This is a genomic window from Mesorhizobium sp. BR115XR7A (assembly GCF_020165315.1).
Taxonomy (GTDB): Bacteria; Pseudomonadota; Alphaproteobacteria; order Rhizobiales; family Rhizobiaceae; genus Mesorhizobium; species Mesorhizobium australicum.
Map to the genome: position 1 here is coordinate 24,197 of NZ_JAIUHW010000001.1, position 15,160 is coordinate 39,356.

Consider the following 15,160-nt stretch of genomic DNA (forward strand, 5'->3'; position numbering starts at 1 on the left):
GGTCAGCCGCCCGTGACACTCATATGCCGAGACACCGACGGACGGCTGGTACGGCGGTCGATGATGAAGTCATGGCCCTTCGGCTTGCGGCCGATGGCTTCGTCTATAGCGTCGGCAACCAGTTCATTGCCTTCGGACGCGCGCAACGGAGCGCGCAGGTCGGCCGCGTCTTCCTGGCCAAGGCACATATAGAGCGTGCCCGTGCAAGTCAGCCTGACCCGGTTGCAGCTTTCGCAGAAATTATGCGTCATCGGCGTGATGAAGCCGAGTTTTCCGCCGGTCTCGGCGACTTGGACATAGCGGGCCGGGCCACCGGTCTTGAACGGAATGTCGGTCAGCGTGAACTGGCGCTCGAGTGATGCGCGCAGCAGCGACAGCGGCAAGTACTGGTCGGTGCGATCGGCGTCGATCTCGCCCATCGGCATGGTTTCGATGACGGTAAGGTCCATGCCGCGACCATGCGCCCAGCGCATCATTTCGGGCAGTTCGGCGTCGTTGAAATCCTTCAGCGCCACCGCGTTGAGCTTGACTTTCAAGCCAGCCGCCTGGGCAGCGTCGATGCCGGCCATGACCTTGCCGAGATGACCCCAGCGGGTGATGGCGTGGAACTTGTCGGCATCAAGCGTGTCGAGCGAAACATTGATGCGCTTGACGCCGCAATCGGCGAGCTCGGCGGCGAAGCGCGAAAGCTGCGAACCGTTGGTGGTCAGCGTCAGTTCTTCCAGTGCGCCGCTGTCAAGGTGCCGGGAAAGCTGGCGCACCAGATGCATGATGTTCTTGCGCACCAGCGGCTCACCGCCGGTGAGGCGCAACCGTTTGACACCCTTTTCAATGAACACGGTGCAGAGCCGGTCGAGTTCTTCCAGCGACAGCAGGTCTTTCTTGGGCAGGAAGGCCATATCCTCGGCCATGCAATAGGTGCAGCGGAAATCGCAGCGGTCGGTGACCGACACTCTAAGATAGCTGATCGTGCGACCGAAGGGGTCGATCATGTTCATGTTCGAGCGTTTCCGTGGCCGTTAACGGCGCCGTTATATACAGCTATGTGATACGATCCAGCCCGCCATTCAAGATAGCCGACCTCGATCTTTGGTAACATTCCGCGACCGACATTGCGTGTCGGCACGATCCCATACCTTTTCGCTTGGCGCGAAGCAGCGTAGGGAAGGGCAAATTCAGGCAGGATCGATCATGACGGCTCCGAAAGAACTGAGGGTCTCCAAGGACCGCAAGCTGCTCACCGTGACCTTTCCCGGCCACCAGCCGTTCGAGTTGCCGGCCGAGCTGCTGCGCGTCGCCTCACCGTCGGCGGAAGTGCAGGGCCATTCGCCCGAACAGCGGGTGACGGTTCCCGGCAAACGCGATGTGGCCATCCTGAAGATCGAGCCGGTCGGCAACTATGCGGTGCGAATCACCTTCGACGACTTCCATGACACCGGCATCTTCACCTGGAATTACCTGCACACGCTCGGCCATGAGAAGGATGCGCGCTGGAATGCCTATCTCGCGGAACTCGCCGAGAAGGGCCTGAGCCGCGATCGTTAGCCGCCATTGCGTCGTCAAAACGTCACCGATCGGGAGTAGGGCGGCGGAACGGGAGACGGAAAAAAATGTCGGTCATCACCACAGTCGAACAACTCGAAGCCCTTTACGGATTGCCGGGCGAGGCCTCGGTGGTCAAGGAACTCGACCATGTCATTCCCGAATACGCCGCCTTTATCGAAGCCTCGCCCTTTGTCGCGCTAGCCACCAATGGCCCGGAGGGGCTGGATTGTTCGCCCCGCGGCGATCTCGCGGGCTTCGTGCGCATCGTCGATGTGAAAACGCTGATGATGCCGGACCGGCGCGGCAACAACCGTGCCGATTCGCTGAAGAACATCATCAGGGATCCGCGCGTCGGCCTTTTGTTCCTGGTGCCGGGCTCCGGCACGACGCTGCGCATCAACGGCCGAGCCCATATCACCACGGACCCAGCGCTGTGCGCGTCGTTCATGGTCGACGGCAAGCCTGCGCGTTCGGTCACCGTGATCGATGTCGATTCGGTCTATTTCCAGTGCGCTCGCGCCATCGTGCGGTCGGAACTGTGGAACCCTGCCAAGCATGTCGACCCGAAGTCGCTGCCGACACCCGGAAAGATTTTAGAGATCACCAGCCGCAAGAATATCGACGGCGAAACCTACGACAGGGAGTGGCCGGAGCGGGCGAAGAAATCGATGTGGTGATCGCCTGAAAGGGCGATCACGCCTCGTTCAGCACGTCATAGATCTTGCGCATCTGCTCGCCGATCATGTCGCATTGTTCCGGCGTCGACTGGCTCATCGCCTTCTCGATCAGCGCCATATGCACTTTCAGCGCCCGCATCAGCAGCGCCTCGCCGGTTTCGGTCAGCGTAAGCCGCAAGATGCGCTTGTCCTTCTCGTCGCCTTCGCGCCGCAGCAGGCCACGCGTCTCCAACTGCGGCAACAGCATGGTGATGTTGGAGCGGCCGACGAGCAGCTTGCGGGCGAGGTCGTGCTGCGACATGCCCGGGTGGCGGTAGAGATTCATCAGCACGTCGAGCTGCGCCGGCTTAAGGTCGAGCGGCGCAAGTTTCACCGCCAGCGTGCGCTCCAGCACATGGCAGGCGCGCGCCACCGCGACCCAGTTGCGAAAACGCGGGTTGTCCCAGGGTAGCTCTTGTTTATTGTTCATCTTTGAACTATTATGTTCATGCTTGAACGTATGGATGGATTCTGACTATGGCATCATTCCGGCTGAAGGTCATCCGAGGTGTGTTTGGTGCGGCCGAACATGTCGCGCCGCGCATCACCGGGCGTGCGGCTTTCGAATTGTTCTGCCGTACGCCAAGCACCAGGACACTGACCGACGGCGAGCGCCGCGCCATCGACCGCGCCGCGGAGTTCATGGCCGAGGCGCGGCATCACCGGCTGAAGACCGCGACCGGCTGCGTCATGGTTCATGAATTCCGCCCCGAGCCGGGCCGCGAGTCCGCCGGCACCGTCCTAGTCATCCATGGCTGGCGCTCGCGTACCGAATATATGCGCGTGCTGATCGAAGGTTTTCGCGCCGCCGGCTACAAGGTCGTCTCACTCGATCTTCCCGGTCATGGCCATTCGCAGGGCAGGCACCTGAACATGGTCAATGCCGTCGAAGCCGCAAGAGTGGCCGGCGAATGGTTTGGGCCGTTCGTGGCTGCCGTCGGCCATTCCTTCGGAGGTGCCGTTGCCGCCAATGCCATCGCCGGCTCCGTCAAGGACATCCCGCCGCTGTCGGCCGCACGTCTTGTGCTGATCGCGGCACCAAGCTCGCTGCCGGCAATCTTCGCCGACTTCAGCCGCATGCTCAATGTCGGTCCCCGCTCGCAGGTCGCCATGGCTGACCGCGTCGAATATCTCTCCGGCCGGCCGTTGCACGAATTCACCGGTGACCGGCAGCTCGCCCAGGCGCCCGTGCCGACGTTGGTCATCCACGCGCCCGACGACCGGGAGGTGCCGGCTGAACATGCGCGACGCTATGCCGGCGCCGGCGACCATGTACGGCTGCACTGGGCCGACGGGCTCGGCCATCGCCGCATTCTGGCCGACAAGGGCGTGGTTGAACGCGCCGTCGGCTTCGTGACCATGCAGCAGAACCCGTCGCTGCTCCACTGAGCGGCACTCAGGCTATTTCTTCTTGTCTCCGGGCTCTACAGGCAGTCCGGCAGCCTTCCAGGCCGTGTAGCCGCCGAGGATGTGTTTGACCGGGGAAAGACCCATGTCCTGCGCCGTCTTGGTGGCCAGCGCTGAACGCCAGCCGCCGGCGCAGAAGAAGACGAAGCTTTTTCCGGAAGCGAAGAAAGGCTTGTGGTAGGGGCTTTCGGGATCGATCCAGAACTCCAGCATGCCACGCGTGACGTGCTTGGCGCCGGGAATTCTGCCGTCGCGTTCGATTTCACGAGGATCGCGCAGATCGACGAAAATGGTGTCTTCGTCCTCGAGCAGCCCTGCCGCTTCCTCGGGCGAAACCACTTCGATCTCGGCATTGGCTTCATCCAGCAGTTCGCGATACCCTTTTTTCACGTGGTTCCCTCCGGCCGCAAGTTTGCTGGCAAGTCGGATTTCGAGCACAACGGATGGTGTTTGTCACGCCTCGATGGTGCCGGCCATGGCCTTCCAAGCAGCCATTGCCCCGGCTACCGTTGCCATCAGGGCGGCGCGGGAAGCGCCGTCACGCGCCTGAATCGACATGCCATGCTGGACCGTTGCGAAAAAGGTCGCGGCTGCACGGCAATCGAAGTCGGCAGGCAATTCACCCTCGGCCACGCCGCGCTCCAGACGTTTCTTCAGCGCGGCAAGATTCTCGGCGCGCCGGCGCCGCAAATCCGCGCAGATCGGGCCCCGGCTCGAGTCTTCGTGCAGCGCACCCAGCGTAATCAGGCAGCCCTGCGGACGATCGCTTTGCGAATAGGCCTTCGCGGTCCGGCGCAAGAACCGCTCGATCGCAAGCCGCGCCGTTGGCGCCTCTTCCAGCGCGAGCCAGATGTCGGCGCCCTCAACGCGGGAATAGAGATCGGTCGCCTCGAGGAACAGGGCCTCCTTGCTGCCATAGGCGGCGTAGAGGCTCGGCGAATTTATGCCCATTGCCACGGCGAGATCGCTGATCGATGCGCCTTCATAGCCCTTGGCCCAAAACACGTCCATCGCGCGCCGCAAGGCCGCGGTTCGATCGAAGGTTCGGGGACGGCCTCTTTCCGACATGATGCTCTTTTCTGTGTTGATCGATACATAAATGAGTTGACGCGGCCAGGCAAGGCTGGCAGGTATTTATGTATCAATCGCTACATAAATGGAGAAACCGATGTCATCAGGAAATTTGAACGGCAAGGCAGCACTCGTCACCGGAGGCAGCCGCGGTATCGGCGCGGCCATTGCACGAAGGTTGGCGGCGGAGGGGGCCGATGTGGCGCTGACCTATGTGCATGGCGAGGAGCAGGCTCGGTCCGTCGTCGCCGAGATAGAGACCAAGGGCGGTCGCGCCATCGCCATTAAAGCCGACAACCGTGACTCCGAGGCCATAGACCAGGCGGTGGCCGATGCTGTGACTGCCTTCGGCCGGCTCGACATCCTGGTCAACAGTGCCGGCATCTGGCGCGCCGCGGCGATCGATGCGCTGTCGCTTGCCGATTTCGACGAAACCATGTCGATCAATCTGAGAGCGCCGTTCATCGCCTCGAAAGCGGCGGCAAGGCACATGGGCGAGGGCGGCAGGATCATCTCGATCGGCAGCAATCTGGCCGAGCGGGTCACCGACACCAGCCTGGGCGCCTACTCGGCCAGCAAGGCGGCGCTGGTCGGCCTGACCAAGGCATTGGCCCGGGACCTCGGGTCACGCGGCATCACCGCCAATGTCGTCCATCCCGGTTCGACCGACACCGCCATGAACCCGGCCGACGGCCCGCATGCCGAGCATCAGCGCCAGAAGATGGCCACCCCGCGATTCGGCGAAGCTGACGATATCGCCGGCATGGTTGCCTGGCTCGCCGGACCGGAGGGCAGGTTCGTCACCGGAGCCGCGCTGACCATCGATGGAGGCGCAAACGCGTAAGCCACAGGGATTCCCGGGCCGGCGCGACAGTTCGGTCGCGCCGGCCGTCACGATGTTGTGAAACCGTTCTGCAACAGCCCTGCCGAAATTTATGAAAGCTTAACGAAATCGGTATGAATCGGTATAGTCGCGCCTTACATCCGCCATGCGGTGAGCGGGACGGTCTAGCGTGCGGAACGGGAACCGGTTGCGACCGGAGCGGGTGATCCATGAAATTCGTCGGTAAAAAAGCAACCGTGATGCTGCTGGTGGCGGTTACGGCGACGCTGGCTTTCGGCATGCCTCAAGCAGGGGCCCAGGGATTTTTCGACATGCTGTTCGGCGGTGGCATAAGGCATGAGCCGAAAGGCGAGTTTCCGCCTCCTCCGCCGAAGCACAAACCCAAGCCGAACGCTCCGGCCGGCGGTGGCGTGAAGATCAGCAGTCCGTCCTACTATACTTACAAGGCCGACAAGCTGGTGCGTGTCGACTTCTCGACGCTGGCGACGGCGCCGCAGCCGGCTACACCGCAAGATGCCGCTTTCGTGCCTTCGGCCACGGGTGCTGCCTTCCATGAAGCCATTGCCGGGCTCGCCGACTATGAACTCTATGCCGAGCCCGACATAGCCAAGGCGCTGATCGCCTATTACTCGGCCAACCCGGATTTCATCTGGGTGACCGGAACCACCCCGAACAACCGCGCCCAGGATGCCGTGCGGGTGCTTGGCGAGGCTGCAAGCTACGGCCTCACGCCTGCCGACTACACGGTCGATGTGCCTGCCGCCAGTTCGTCCTCGGCGGACGAGGCAGCCAAGCTGAAGGAGCTCGTGCGGTTCGAGATGGCGCTGTCGGCACGTGTCCTGCGCTATGCCCATGACGCCCAGAATGGCCGTGTCGAGCCCAACCGCATGACCGGCTACTACGATTTCCCGGCCAAGCCGCTCGACATGATGGGCGTGCTGAAGACTCTGGCGCATACCCAGGAGGTTCGCACCTATCTGGAATCGCGCCATCCGCAGAATGCGGAATATCAGGCGCTGCGCGTCGAACTGGAAGCGCTGCAGGCGAGCGCCGAGAACGAAATCGTCGTCGATCCCAAGCTGCTGCTGAAGCCAGGCGAAACCAGCCCCGAATTGCCGAAGCTGCTGTCGCTGATCGCGCGTAATCTCGATGACGAAATGGGCGGCACCTATGGCGAGGTCCTGTCGCGGCTGGCAACCAGCGAAGTCTACGTTCCCGAGCTGGTGCCGCTGATCAAGGCGGTGCAGCAGAAGGAAGGCATGAAGGGCGATGGCGTCATCGGTCCACGCACGGTCGCCACGCTGGCCGGGACGTCGAAGGCCGACAGGCTGCTGAAGGTGGAGGTGGCGCTGGAAGAACTGCGCTGGCTGCCCTCCGATCTCGGCAGCCCGCGTGTTTTCATTAACCAGCCTGCCTTCACCGCGAGCTATATCGACGACGGCCAGGAAAAATTGAAGACGCGCGCCGTCGTCGGCCGTGTCACCAACCAGACCGCCTTCTTCTACGACCAGATCAAGCAGGTCGATTTCCACCCCTACTGGGGCGTGCCGCAGTCGATCATCGTCAACGAAATGCTGCCGAGGTTGCGCGGCGATCCCGGCTATCTTGACCGGGCCGGCTACGAGGTGACGGATTCACGCGGCAAGCGCATCCCTTCGTCGGCGGTGAACTGGGGCGCTTATGGCGCCAACATTCCCTATAATGTGCGCCAGCAGCCGAGCGAGGCCAATGCTCTGGGCGAACTGAAGATCCTGTTCCCCAACAAGCACGCGATCTACATGCACGACACGCCGCAGAAATCGTTCTTCAAGCAGGATATGCGCGCGCTCAGCCATGGCTGCGTGCGCCTGCAGGATCCGCGCGGCATGGCGGCGGCAGTGCTAGGCACCTCGGTCGATTATATCGCGGAGAAGCTGAAGCACGGACACTCGACCGAGGATGTGACACGCACGATCCCAGTCTATGTCGCTTATTTCACCGCCTGGCCCGACATGTCCGGCAAGGTCGAGTATTTCAGCGACGTCTACGATCGCGATTCCCGGCTGAAGCAGGCCCTGGACGCAACCGAGGCGGTGCGCTCACCCTCGAGCTAGTCGTTTATCGCTCCGACAGCGAGCGTCTGAAACCGGCGTCGCGCCCGGCGATCAGCCAATAGACCAGCCCGGCAACCAGACCGGCGGCGGCTATGATGCCGATGTCGGCCCAGCGCTCCAGATCCACGTCCTCCGCCGCGCCCGGCCAGATCAGGAAGAAACCTCCGGCCGCAGCCGCGGCGCCGAAGACCATGTGCAGCATAGCGTTGCGAAGAGAGAAGAATTCGGCGATCAGCGCAAAAATCAGCGTCTGGGGCGCGGTTACCACGATGGTCAGGAAATAGATGAACATGCCGAGCGGCGGTACCACAAAGGCCGCGATCGGCGAGACCCCCATGAGGTCGAAATAGGCTGGCGCGTTGGGCAGGGAACTCAGCGCGGCATAGATCGCCACGACGGCGATCAGACCAACCAGTATGGCGACGAGATAGCCGGCCAGCATCATGAGGACGCGCTTCATCAAGTGCTTCGCAGTTGACATGTCCACCCCCCGGTGAAGCCTGATCCTTCCACAATCAGCCATCAATGGCGAATTGACGCAAGGGGAGACGGAGCACTCCTGGGCTCGCTGGTGAAAATCCCGCAGCTCAGGCGCCGCCGCACATATGCTGCGAATCCGGGAGAGCCCAGGAGCCTTTCGCGACCAGGTCGACGGAATAATAAACCCGGCCACGGTCGTCGTCCTTGGGGCAGTCCCTGGGAATGGAGATCAAGCACATGACGACGGGTTCGCCGACCTTCGAGGCGGCAAGGCCAGCCTCGCGATTATAGGATACGGCGCCGCCGCCATTGGTGAATGTGGCCGCGCTACCCGCTTCGGGAGTAGCCGTTTCCAGCGGATCGTCGCCAAGCCGCGTGGTCAGCGTCTCGATATGCGTCGACGCGCATTGGCCGATCGCCGAGGGCAGGGGCTGGTCCTTATTGCCGGGGTTCCGTGCAGCGGCGTCCAGCGCCTTCTTGCCGATCAGCGCGATGGTGTAGTCCTGCACCCAGGACGGCGCATTTCCATAGGTCTGCAAGGCGTTGTCGAGCGCGCTGACGATACAGGGGGTATCGCTCTTGCAAGCATTGCGATCGGCGATCAGCCCGCGGGCAATCTTGCGCTTGTCGCCGCCGAACGCCGGCTCGAATTCCTTATAGGCCTTCGAAACCAGCAGATCGATCGCCGACAACTGCGGGTCGGCGCAGATCGCCTTTTCCGCCGGCAGGTTTGCCTTGCCGCAGTCGAAGGACGGCCCGTCCGCCAATGCCGGAGAAACGGCAAGGAAGCCGCCGGCTGAGACGATGGCGAATACAGACAGAAGATAGGGTCTAACGAAACATCGCATCATGGCCCCCAAGCCAACAGGATTGCCGAAGGCGCGGCCCCGCGCCCAGCCTAACATACGCCAGGATGGACAATTTTGACGCTCGTTTTGTCGTTGAGAACACGCAGACGCAGCGCATTCGCGACGTGATGTCCGCGAACCTTATTTTGGTTCGGCCGTCACAGGATCGAAGACGATTTCGACCTTTGCCTTGTCCGAGGTATAGTAGGTGACGGTGTAGCCGTCCTTGTCCCAGTCGACCTCCTTCACGTAGCGAAACCCGTCACGCTGCTCGACCTTGGCGATGATCTCCGACAGCTTCTTGGCATTGGGTGGCGGCAGTGCAGTTTCATCCGCGGCAAAGGCGGGTCCGGCGGCGAAAAGAACGACGACGGAGGCCGCAAGCAGAAATCTGGACATGGTTTTCCCTCAAGTTTCGACGCAAGGAAACTCGCTGTCATGCAGGTTTGTTCCGCATGTGGGTGTTCCGGCGTTCAGCGCCTGTGCGGAAAGGCAGAGCGCCAAAGGGGAAGGCGGGCTGTAGCTGCCGATGTGATGTTCAGCAAACAGATGGTGGGCGATGCAGGGATTGAACCTGCGACCCCACCCGTGTGAAGGGTGTGCTCTCCCGCTGAGCTAATCGCCCGCTCGTTGCCCGAAGGCCAAGCGAGCCGCGATATAAGGGAGGCCGACCCATTAAGTCAAGGCAGCGTCTGGTGTTGTCACACAGATCGGATTTGCGGTCTCGCCAAGGCCGGTTCCGCAGAGATTTTCATCGTCGGCGCTCAGTATGCGGCGGCGCCGATCAGCCTTTGCGCCAGATCGAGCGTCAACGCATCGAAATGCGAGATCACCGCCGAGGGCTCGAACTCGCGCACATGACGGTCGGTGTAGCCGAAATCGACGGCGACGACAGGAATGCCGGCCGCCTTGGCGGTGTCGATATCGGTTTGCGAATCGCCGACCATCAAGGCGCGGTGCGGATCACCGCCGGCGATTTTGATGGTCTCGATCAGGTGGCGCGGATCGGGCTTGCGGAACGCGAACGTGTCCTGCCCGGCAATTGCCGCGAAATGCCTGGTCAAGCCGAGTGCTTCGATCAGCGCCAGCGAATTGGCCTGGTATTTGTTCGTGCAGATTGCCAGCAGATAGCCGGCCTTCTCAAAACGGGCAATCGCCTCGGTCACGCCGGGGTAGGGGCGGGATTTGCCCGGAATGTTGTCGGTGTAGTGATCGAGGAACAGTTTCAGCAGCCGGTCGTGCTCCTCGACCTTGAGGGATCGTTGCTGCGCGGCATGCGCCCGTTCGATCATCACCCGGCCGCCATGGCCGACGAAGCGTTTGAAGCCGGCTTCGTCGACGGCCGATAGTTCGCTGGCCGCCAGGCTGTGGTTGAGGCTGTCGAGCAGGTCCGGCGCCGTGTCAATCAGCGTTCCATCGAGGTCGAACACGATGATCGGGCGAGTCATGATCCATCCTGCGCAGGTTTGTGCATGGCAGGCGATAACGGCTGCGACGCGTTAAGGCAAGCAGACCGGCGGGGCGGCTGCCAAGGGCTTTGACCCGGCCTGCAAAAATGCTAGGAGCCGAAAACGCTAAAGCGCGTCGCGTCGAAACAGACTCATGCGGCGCGCTTCAGGTCTTTCTTTCATGCATGTCGTTTTCCCAAAGCCGAGGTCATTTTGGGCGACATGCATTCGGTTTCGGGGCAGCAAAGCAGCATGGATGCGAGGCAATTGAAGGTCGAGGCCGCGCGGGCGGCCCTTGCCCATGTCAGCGACGGCATGCGGCTCGGCATCGGCACCGGCACCACTGCCGAGGAGTTCGTGCGGCTGCTTGCCGACAAGGTCGCCACCGGCATGACCATAACAGGCGTGCCGACCTCTGAACGCACTGCTGCGCTGTGCCGCGAACTCGGCGTGCCGCTGTCGACGCTGGAGGAAACGCCTGAGCTCGATCTCACCGTCGACGGTGCCGACGAGGTCGACCCGGAGCTGACATTGATCAAGGGCGGCGGCGGGGCGCTGCTGCGCGAGAAGATCGTGGCCGCGGCCTCGCAGCGCATGATCGTCATCGCAGACCGATCGAAGATGGTCGAGACACTCGGCCGGTTTCCGCTTCCAATCGAAGTCAACCAGTTCGGCCTGCGCGCGACCGAGATCGCCGTGGTCATGGCGGCTGGAAATCTCGGCCTTTCGGGTCCGGTGACATTGAGGATGACGGGACGCCAGCCTTTTGTTACAGACGGCGGCCATTTTATCCTCGATGCATCTTTTGGCCGCATTCCGGATACAAGAGCGCTTTCGAATGCTCTCCACGCCATTCCTGGCGTGGTCGAGCATGGTCTTTTCATCGGGCTGGCGTCAGCGGCCATCATCGCCGGCGGCGACGGTATCCAAACTGTCCATGCCGCCCGAAAACCAGGGAGTTCTACCGATCATGATGTTGCATAACCGGGTTCGCCGTCTTTCCGTCCTTGTGGCGGCATCGGCCGTCTTCGCGTTCTCCTCGCCTGTCTTCGCGCAGGACGTCACGGAATCGCATCTGAAGGCCGCACGCGCCGCGGTCGCCGCGATCCACGCGACCGACCCGTTCGACAACATCCTGCCGCAGGCCGCCGCGGCGCTCGAATCGCAGCTTATCCAGAAGAACCCGGACATGCAGGAACTGATCGGCAAGACGATCAACGAGAAGGCGCTGGCGATGGCCTCACGCCGTGCGGATCTCGAGAAGGAAGCGGCTCTTGCCTATGCGAAGGTGTTTTCCGAAAAGGAACTCTCCGACATCGCGGCTTTCTACAGCTCCGAGTCCGGCAAGAAGCTGCTCGACAGCGGCCCGACCGTGACGCGTGACCTCGTCAAGGCCGCCGACATCTGGCAGAACGGCGTCGCGCGCGATCTCGCCCAGCAAGTCGGCGAGACTCTGGCAGCGGCGGCAAAAGCCAAGGCGCCGGCCGCACCCGCCGATGCAACCGCGCCGGCGGACGGTGCTGCTCCGGCGGATGGCGCGGCCCCCGCCGACGGTTCTGCGCCGGCGGACGGCACGCAGAACTGATCGTGATCTTTCCGACGGCCTTGCGGCCATCTGTGAAGCCCGGCTTGTCCGGGCTTTTCTTTTGACGGTTTGCGGCCTACCTGTCAGTCGCATTTTGGCGTTCAAGGAGCCGCTTCATGGCCGGTTATGACTACGACCTCTTCGTCATCGGCGGCGGCTCCGGAGGGGTGAGGGCGGCGCGGGTCGCGGCAGCGCTCGGCAAGCGCGTTGGCATTGCCGAAGAATATCGTTTCGGTGGCACCTGCGTCATCAGGGGCTGCGTGCCGAAGAAGCTCTATGTCTATGCCTCGCAATTTCCCGAGCATTTCGCCGACGCCGCCGGCTATGGCTGGACAGTGCCGGAAGCCAGTTTCGACTGGCAGACGCTGGTCGCCAACAAGGACCGCGAGATCAGCCGGCTGGAAGCGATCTACAAGAAGAATGTCGAGGGTTCGGGTGGCGAGACGTTTCACACGCGGGCGATGATCGTCGACCCGCACGTGATCCACCTGCTGAGCGAGGACCGCACCGTCACCGCCGATCAGATACTGATCGCCACCGGCGGCCGTCCGGCGGCGCATCCGGCGCTGCCCGGCCACGAACACTGCATCTTTTCCAATGAGGCTTTCGACCTCAAGGACCTGCCAAAGGCGATCATGATCGAGGGCGGCGGCTATATCGCGGTCGAGTTCGCCAACATCTTCCATGGTCTCGGCGTAGACACCACGCTGGTCTATCGCGGCAAGGAAATCCTCGGCCGCTTCGACATGGACCTGCGGCGCACGCTGCATGAGACGATGGAGAAGAAGGGGATAAAGATCCTTTGCCATTCTGTCTCCGAATCGGTCAGCAAGCGGCCGGACGGACGGCTCGACGCGCAGCTCATCGGAGGGCAGGTGCTGACGGTCGATCAGGTGATGCTGGCCATCGGCCGCCTTCCCAACACCGAGAATATGGGCCTGGAAGGCATAGGCATCGAGATGACCGCCGCGACCGGTGCGATCAAGGTCGACCCGTATTCCCGCACCAACATCGACAATATCTGGGCGATCGGCGATGTCACCAACCGCGTGCAGCTGACCCCGGTGGCGATTCACGAAGCCATGTGCTTCGTCGAGACGGCATTCAAGGACAACCCGACGGCGCCCGACCACGACACGATCGCGACGGCTGTCTTCTCGCAACCGGAAATCGGCACGGTCGGCCTGTCGGAAGACGAAGCCGTCAAGCGCTTCGCCGATATCGAAATCTACCGCGCCAGCTTCCGGCCGATGCGGCACACGCTGTCGGGCCGTGACGAAAAGATGCTGATAAAGCTGGTCGTTGATGGCGCTTCGCGCAGGGTTCTCGGCGCCCACATATTGGGGCCGGATGCCGGCGAAATGGCACAGCTGCTCGGCATCCCCCTGAAGGCCGGACTGACCAAGGACGACTTCGACCGCACGATGGCCGTGCACCCGACCGCCTCCGAAGAGCTCGTCACCATGTACAAGCCGACCTATCGAGTGAAGGACGGCGAGCGCGTCTGACGTCGCTTGACGCGGCGCTGCCGCCGCCAGCCACGGCCGGCGGCGGCAGTCGAACCGCTACAGCAAAGTGCCGCGCAGGATGACGAGCGCCACCGAGAAATAGATCACCAGTCCGGTGACATCGACCAGCGTGGCGACGAACGGTGCGGATGCACTGGCGGGGTCGAAACCGATCCGTTTCAGGGCGAAAGGCAGCATCGACCCCGACAGCGAACCGAAGGTGACGATGCCGACCAGTGCGGCACCAACGGTTGCGGCAATCAGCGGCCAGTGCGGGCCATAGTCATAGAAGCCCATATATTGCCAGAGCGCGATGCGGCAGACGCCGACCACGCCCAGCATGGCGCCGAGCACGAGACCGGTAGGCAGTTCGCGCAGCGCCACCCGCCACCAGTCACGAAGGCCGATTTCGCGCAGCGCCAGCGCGCGGATGACCAGCGAGGTCGCCTGCGAGCCGGAATTGCCGCCGGAACTCATGATCAGCGGGATGAACAGCGTCAGCACGATCGCCTTCTCCAGCTCGCCCTCATAGCTTTGCATGGCATTGGCCGTCAGCATCTCGCTGATGAACAGCGCACAGAGCCAACCACCGCGCTTCTTGATCATGGCGAGAAAGCTCATCTTCATATACGGCTCGTCCAAAGCCTCCATGCCGCCAAAGCGATGCACGTCTTCGGTCGTCTCCTCGATCATCGTGTCGATGATGTCGTCGATGGTGACGATGCCGAGGATCTTGCCGTTGTCGACGACCGGGACGGCGAGCAAATCGTATTTGGAGATCGTCTGCGCCAGGTGTTCACGATCCGTCAGCGGAGTGACTGTCACCGGCAGGCGGTCCGGCGCTACCGACAGGATCGGGTCGTCCGGTTCACCGGTGATGAGCCGACGCAAGCCCGTCGACCGCACCAGGAGATTTGTCCGCGGATCGACAATGTAGATTGCATAGACGGTCTCGCGCGTCCGTTCGACCTTGCGGATGTAGTCGAGCGTGCGTCCGACGGTCCAGTCGGAGGGCACGCTGACGAACTCCGTGGTCATGATCGAGGCGGCGCTGCCTTCGGGATAGCCCAGAATGGAAAGCAGGGTGGCGCGCAGCGGCGGCGCCAGCGCACCGAGCAGCTCGGAGCGTGCCGGCTCGTCGAGCTCGCGCAGGATGTCGGCCGCGCGGTCGACGGACATGGCGGTGAGCAGCTTGCTCGCCTTGGGACGGGGCAGGGCCTCCGCCAGTTCGGGCGCGCCTTCGAGCTCAGGCTGGTCGAAAATCTCGACCAGCCGTTCGAAGGGTACGGCGCAAAGCAGCTCCGTCGCGGTTTCGCGCGATTCATGGTTGAGCGCCTCGACAAGGTCGGCGACGTGATCATTGGCAAGGATGCGGGCGATAGCGACGGCCTCGTCGTCCGCTACGGGGAAAAAATCGTTCATGGCTCACTCCTTGCCGTCCGGCAGGACATGAACCATTCAGGTCACGTCTAGGCGGACGGCCGTTGCGTTCGACTGTGACTGTCGCCAGGCATGGCGCGGTGACCTTTCTGCTTGCGGGTTCGCTTTTGACTGCTGCAAGCCGGCGCAACATAGGAGCGCGCCTTGCCGAGTCAATCGCCGTGAGGAAGGAAAA

General features: G+C 62.6%; 17 protein-coding genes and 1 tRNA gene. 8 read left to right on the forward strand and 10 right to left on the reverse strand.

Annotated features, from left to right (window positions below):
* Positions 1 to 2: 2 nt before the first annotated feature.
* Entirely contained in the window at positions 3 to 998 is a 996-nt protein-coding gene (gene moaA, locus LB557_RS00155) for a GTP 3',8-cyclase MoaA (protein ID WP_140664526.1), read from the reverse strand.
* Positions 999 to 1,191: 193 nt separating this feature from the next.
* On the opposite strand from moaA, the gene LB557_RS00160 reads away from it, so the two are divergent.
* Positions 1,192 to 1,545, forward strand: coding sequence for a gamma-butyrobetaine hydroxylase-like domain-containing protein (locus LB557_RS00160; protein ID WP_140619676.1), 354 nt, complete (start codon positions 1,192 to 1,194; stop codon positions 1,543 to 1,545).
* Between the two features lie 65 nt (positions 1,546 to 1,610).
* Positions 1,611 to 2,222: a pyridoxamine 5'-phosphate oxidase family protein gene (locus LB557_RS00165; RefSeq protein WP_140664523.1), complete on the forward strand. Its 612-nt coding sequence runs from the start codon at positions 1,611 to 1,613 to the stop codon at positions 2,220 to 2,222.
* Between the two features lie 16 nt (positions 2,223 to 2,238).
* On the opposite strand, the gene LB557_RS00170 is transcribed toward LB557_RS00165, so the two are convergent.
* On the reverse strand, positions 2,239 to 2,691 hold the full coding sequence (locus LB557_RS00170; protein ID WP_023773737.1) for a MarR family winged helix-turn-helix transcriptional regulator: 453 nt from the start codon (positions 2,689 to 2,691) through the stop codon (positions 2,239 to 2,241).
* Positions 2,692 to 2,738: 47 nt separating this feature from the next.
* Here LB557_RS00170 and LB557_RS00175 point away from each other — a divergent pair, with 47 nt between their 5' ends.
* On the forward strand, positions 2,739 to 3,650 hold the full coding sequence (locus LB557_RS00175; RefSeq protein ID WP_224643820.1) for an alpha/beta hydrolase: 912 nt from the start codon (positions 2,739 to 2,741) through the stop codon (positions 3,648 to 3,650).
* Positions 3,651 to 3,662: 12 nt separating this feature from the next.
* Here the strand turns inward: LB557_RS00175 and LB557_RS00180 are convergent, their stop codons facing one another.
* Positions 3,663 to 4,058 carry a rhodanese-like domain-containing protein gene (locus LB557_RS00180; protein WP_015317866.1) on the reverse strand — a complete coding sequence of 132 codons (396 nt, stop codon included), beginning with the start codon at positions 4,056 to 4,058 and terminating at the stop codon, positions 3,663 to 3,665.
* A gap of 63 nt (positions 4,059 to 4,121) precedes the next feature.
* Entirely contained in the window at positions 4,122 to 4,736 is a 615-nt protein-coding gene (locus tag LB557_RS00185; RefSeq protein WP_224644389.1) for a TetR/AcrR family transcriptional regulator, read from the reverse strand.
* A 100-nt stretch (positions 4,737 to 4,836) separates the two neighbouring features.
* On the opposite strand from LB557_RS00185, the gene LB557_RS00190 reads away from it, so the two are divergent.
* Positions 4,837 to 5,583 (forward strand): 3-oxoacyl-ACP reductase family protein, encoded by a 747-nt coding sequence (locus LB557_RS00190; RefSeq protein ID WP_224644390.1) that lies wholly within the window; start codon positions 4,837 to 4,839, stop codon positions 5,581 to 5,583.
* 209 nt (positions 5,584 to 5,792) lie between these two features.
* Positions 5,793 to 7,676, forward strand: coding sequence for a murein L,D-transpeptidase (locus tag LB557_RS00195; protein ID WP_224643206.1), 1,884 nt, complete (start codon positions 5,793 to 5,795; stop codon positions 7,674 to 7,676).
* 4 nt (positions 7,677 to 7,680) lie between these two features.
* Here LB557_RS00195 and LB557_RS00200 read toward each other — a convergent pair whose 3' ends face one another.
* The 5 genes from LB557_RS00200 to LB557_RS00220 form a co-directional block, all read right to left on the reverse strand.
* Positions 7,681 to 8,157, reverse strand: a complete 477-nt coding sequence (locus tag LB557_RS00200) for a hypothetical protein (protein ID WP_224530866.1) — start codon at positions 8,155 to 8,157, stop codon at positions 7,681 to 7,683.
* Between the two features lie 106 nt (positions 8,158 to 8,263).
* Entirely contained in the window at positions 8,264 to 9,004 is a 741-nt protein-coding gene (locus LB557_RS00205) for a lysozyme inhibitor LprI family protein (protein ID WP_224712989.1), read from the reverse strand.
* Positions 9,005 to 9,145: 141 nt separating this feature from the next.
* Positions 9,146 to 9,403, reverse strand: coding sequence for a PepSY domain-containing protein (locus tag LB557_RS00210; protein ID WP_015317872.1), 258 nt, complete (start codon positions 9,401 to 9,403; stop codon positions 9,146 to 9,148).
* Positions 9,404 to 9,554: 151 nt separating this feature from the next.
* Positions 9,555 to 9,629: transfer RNA gene (locus LB557_RS00215), tRNA-Val, on the reverse strand.
* A 139-nt stretch (positions 9,630 to 9,768) separates the two neighbouring features.
* The gene (locus LB557_RS00220) at positions 9,769 to 10,452 is read right to left on the reverse strand and encodes a phosphoglycolate phosphatase (protein ID WP_224643208.1); all 684 of its coding nucleotides are present in this window, start codon (positions 10,450 to 10,452) and stop codon (positions 9,769 to 9,771) included.
* Positions 10,453 to 10,704: 252 nt separating this feature from the next.
* Here LB557_RS00220 and rpiA point away from each other — a divergent pair, with 252 nt between their 5' ends.
* The 3 genes from rpiA (at position 10,705) to gor (ending at position 13,545) form a co-directional block, all read left to right on the forward strand.
* Entirely contained in the window at positions 10,705 to 11,436 is a 732-nt protein-coding gene (gene rpiA, locus LB557_RS00225) for a ribose-5-phosphate isomerase RpiA (RefSeq protein WP_015317874.1), read from the forward strand.
* Positions 11,423 to 12,037, forward strand: coding sequence for a DUF2059 domain-containing protein (locus LB557_RS00230; protein WP_224643209.1), 615 nt, complete (start codon positions 11,423 to 11,425; stop codon positions 12,035 to 12,037). The genes rpiA and LB557_RS00230 overlap by 14 nt, the downstream gene beginning before the upstream one ends.
* Before the next feature lie 116 nt (positions 12,038 to 12,153).
* On the forward strand, positions 12,154 to 13,545 hold the full coding sequence (gene gor, locus LB557_RS00235; protein WP_224643210.1) for a glutathione-disulfide reductase: 1,392 nt from the start codon (positions 12,154 to 12,156) through the stop codon (positions 13,543 to 13,545).
* Between the two features lie 57 nt (positions 13,546 to 13,602).
* Here gor and mgtE read toward each other — a convergent pair whose 3' ends face one another.
* Positions 13,603 to 14,967, reverse strand: coding sequence for a magnesium transporter (mgtE, locus tag LB557_RS00240; RefSeq protein WP_140619658.1), 1,365 nt, complete (start codon positions 14,965 to 14,967; stop codon positions 13,603 to 13,605).
* Positions 14,968 to 15,160 lie beyond the last annotated feature (193 nt).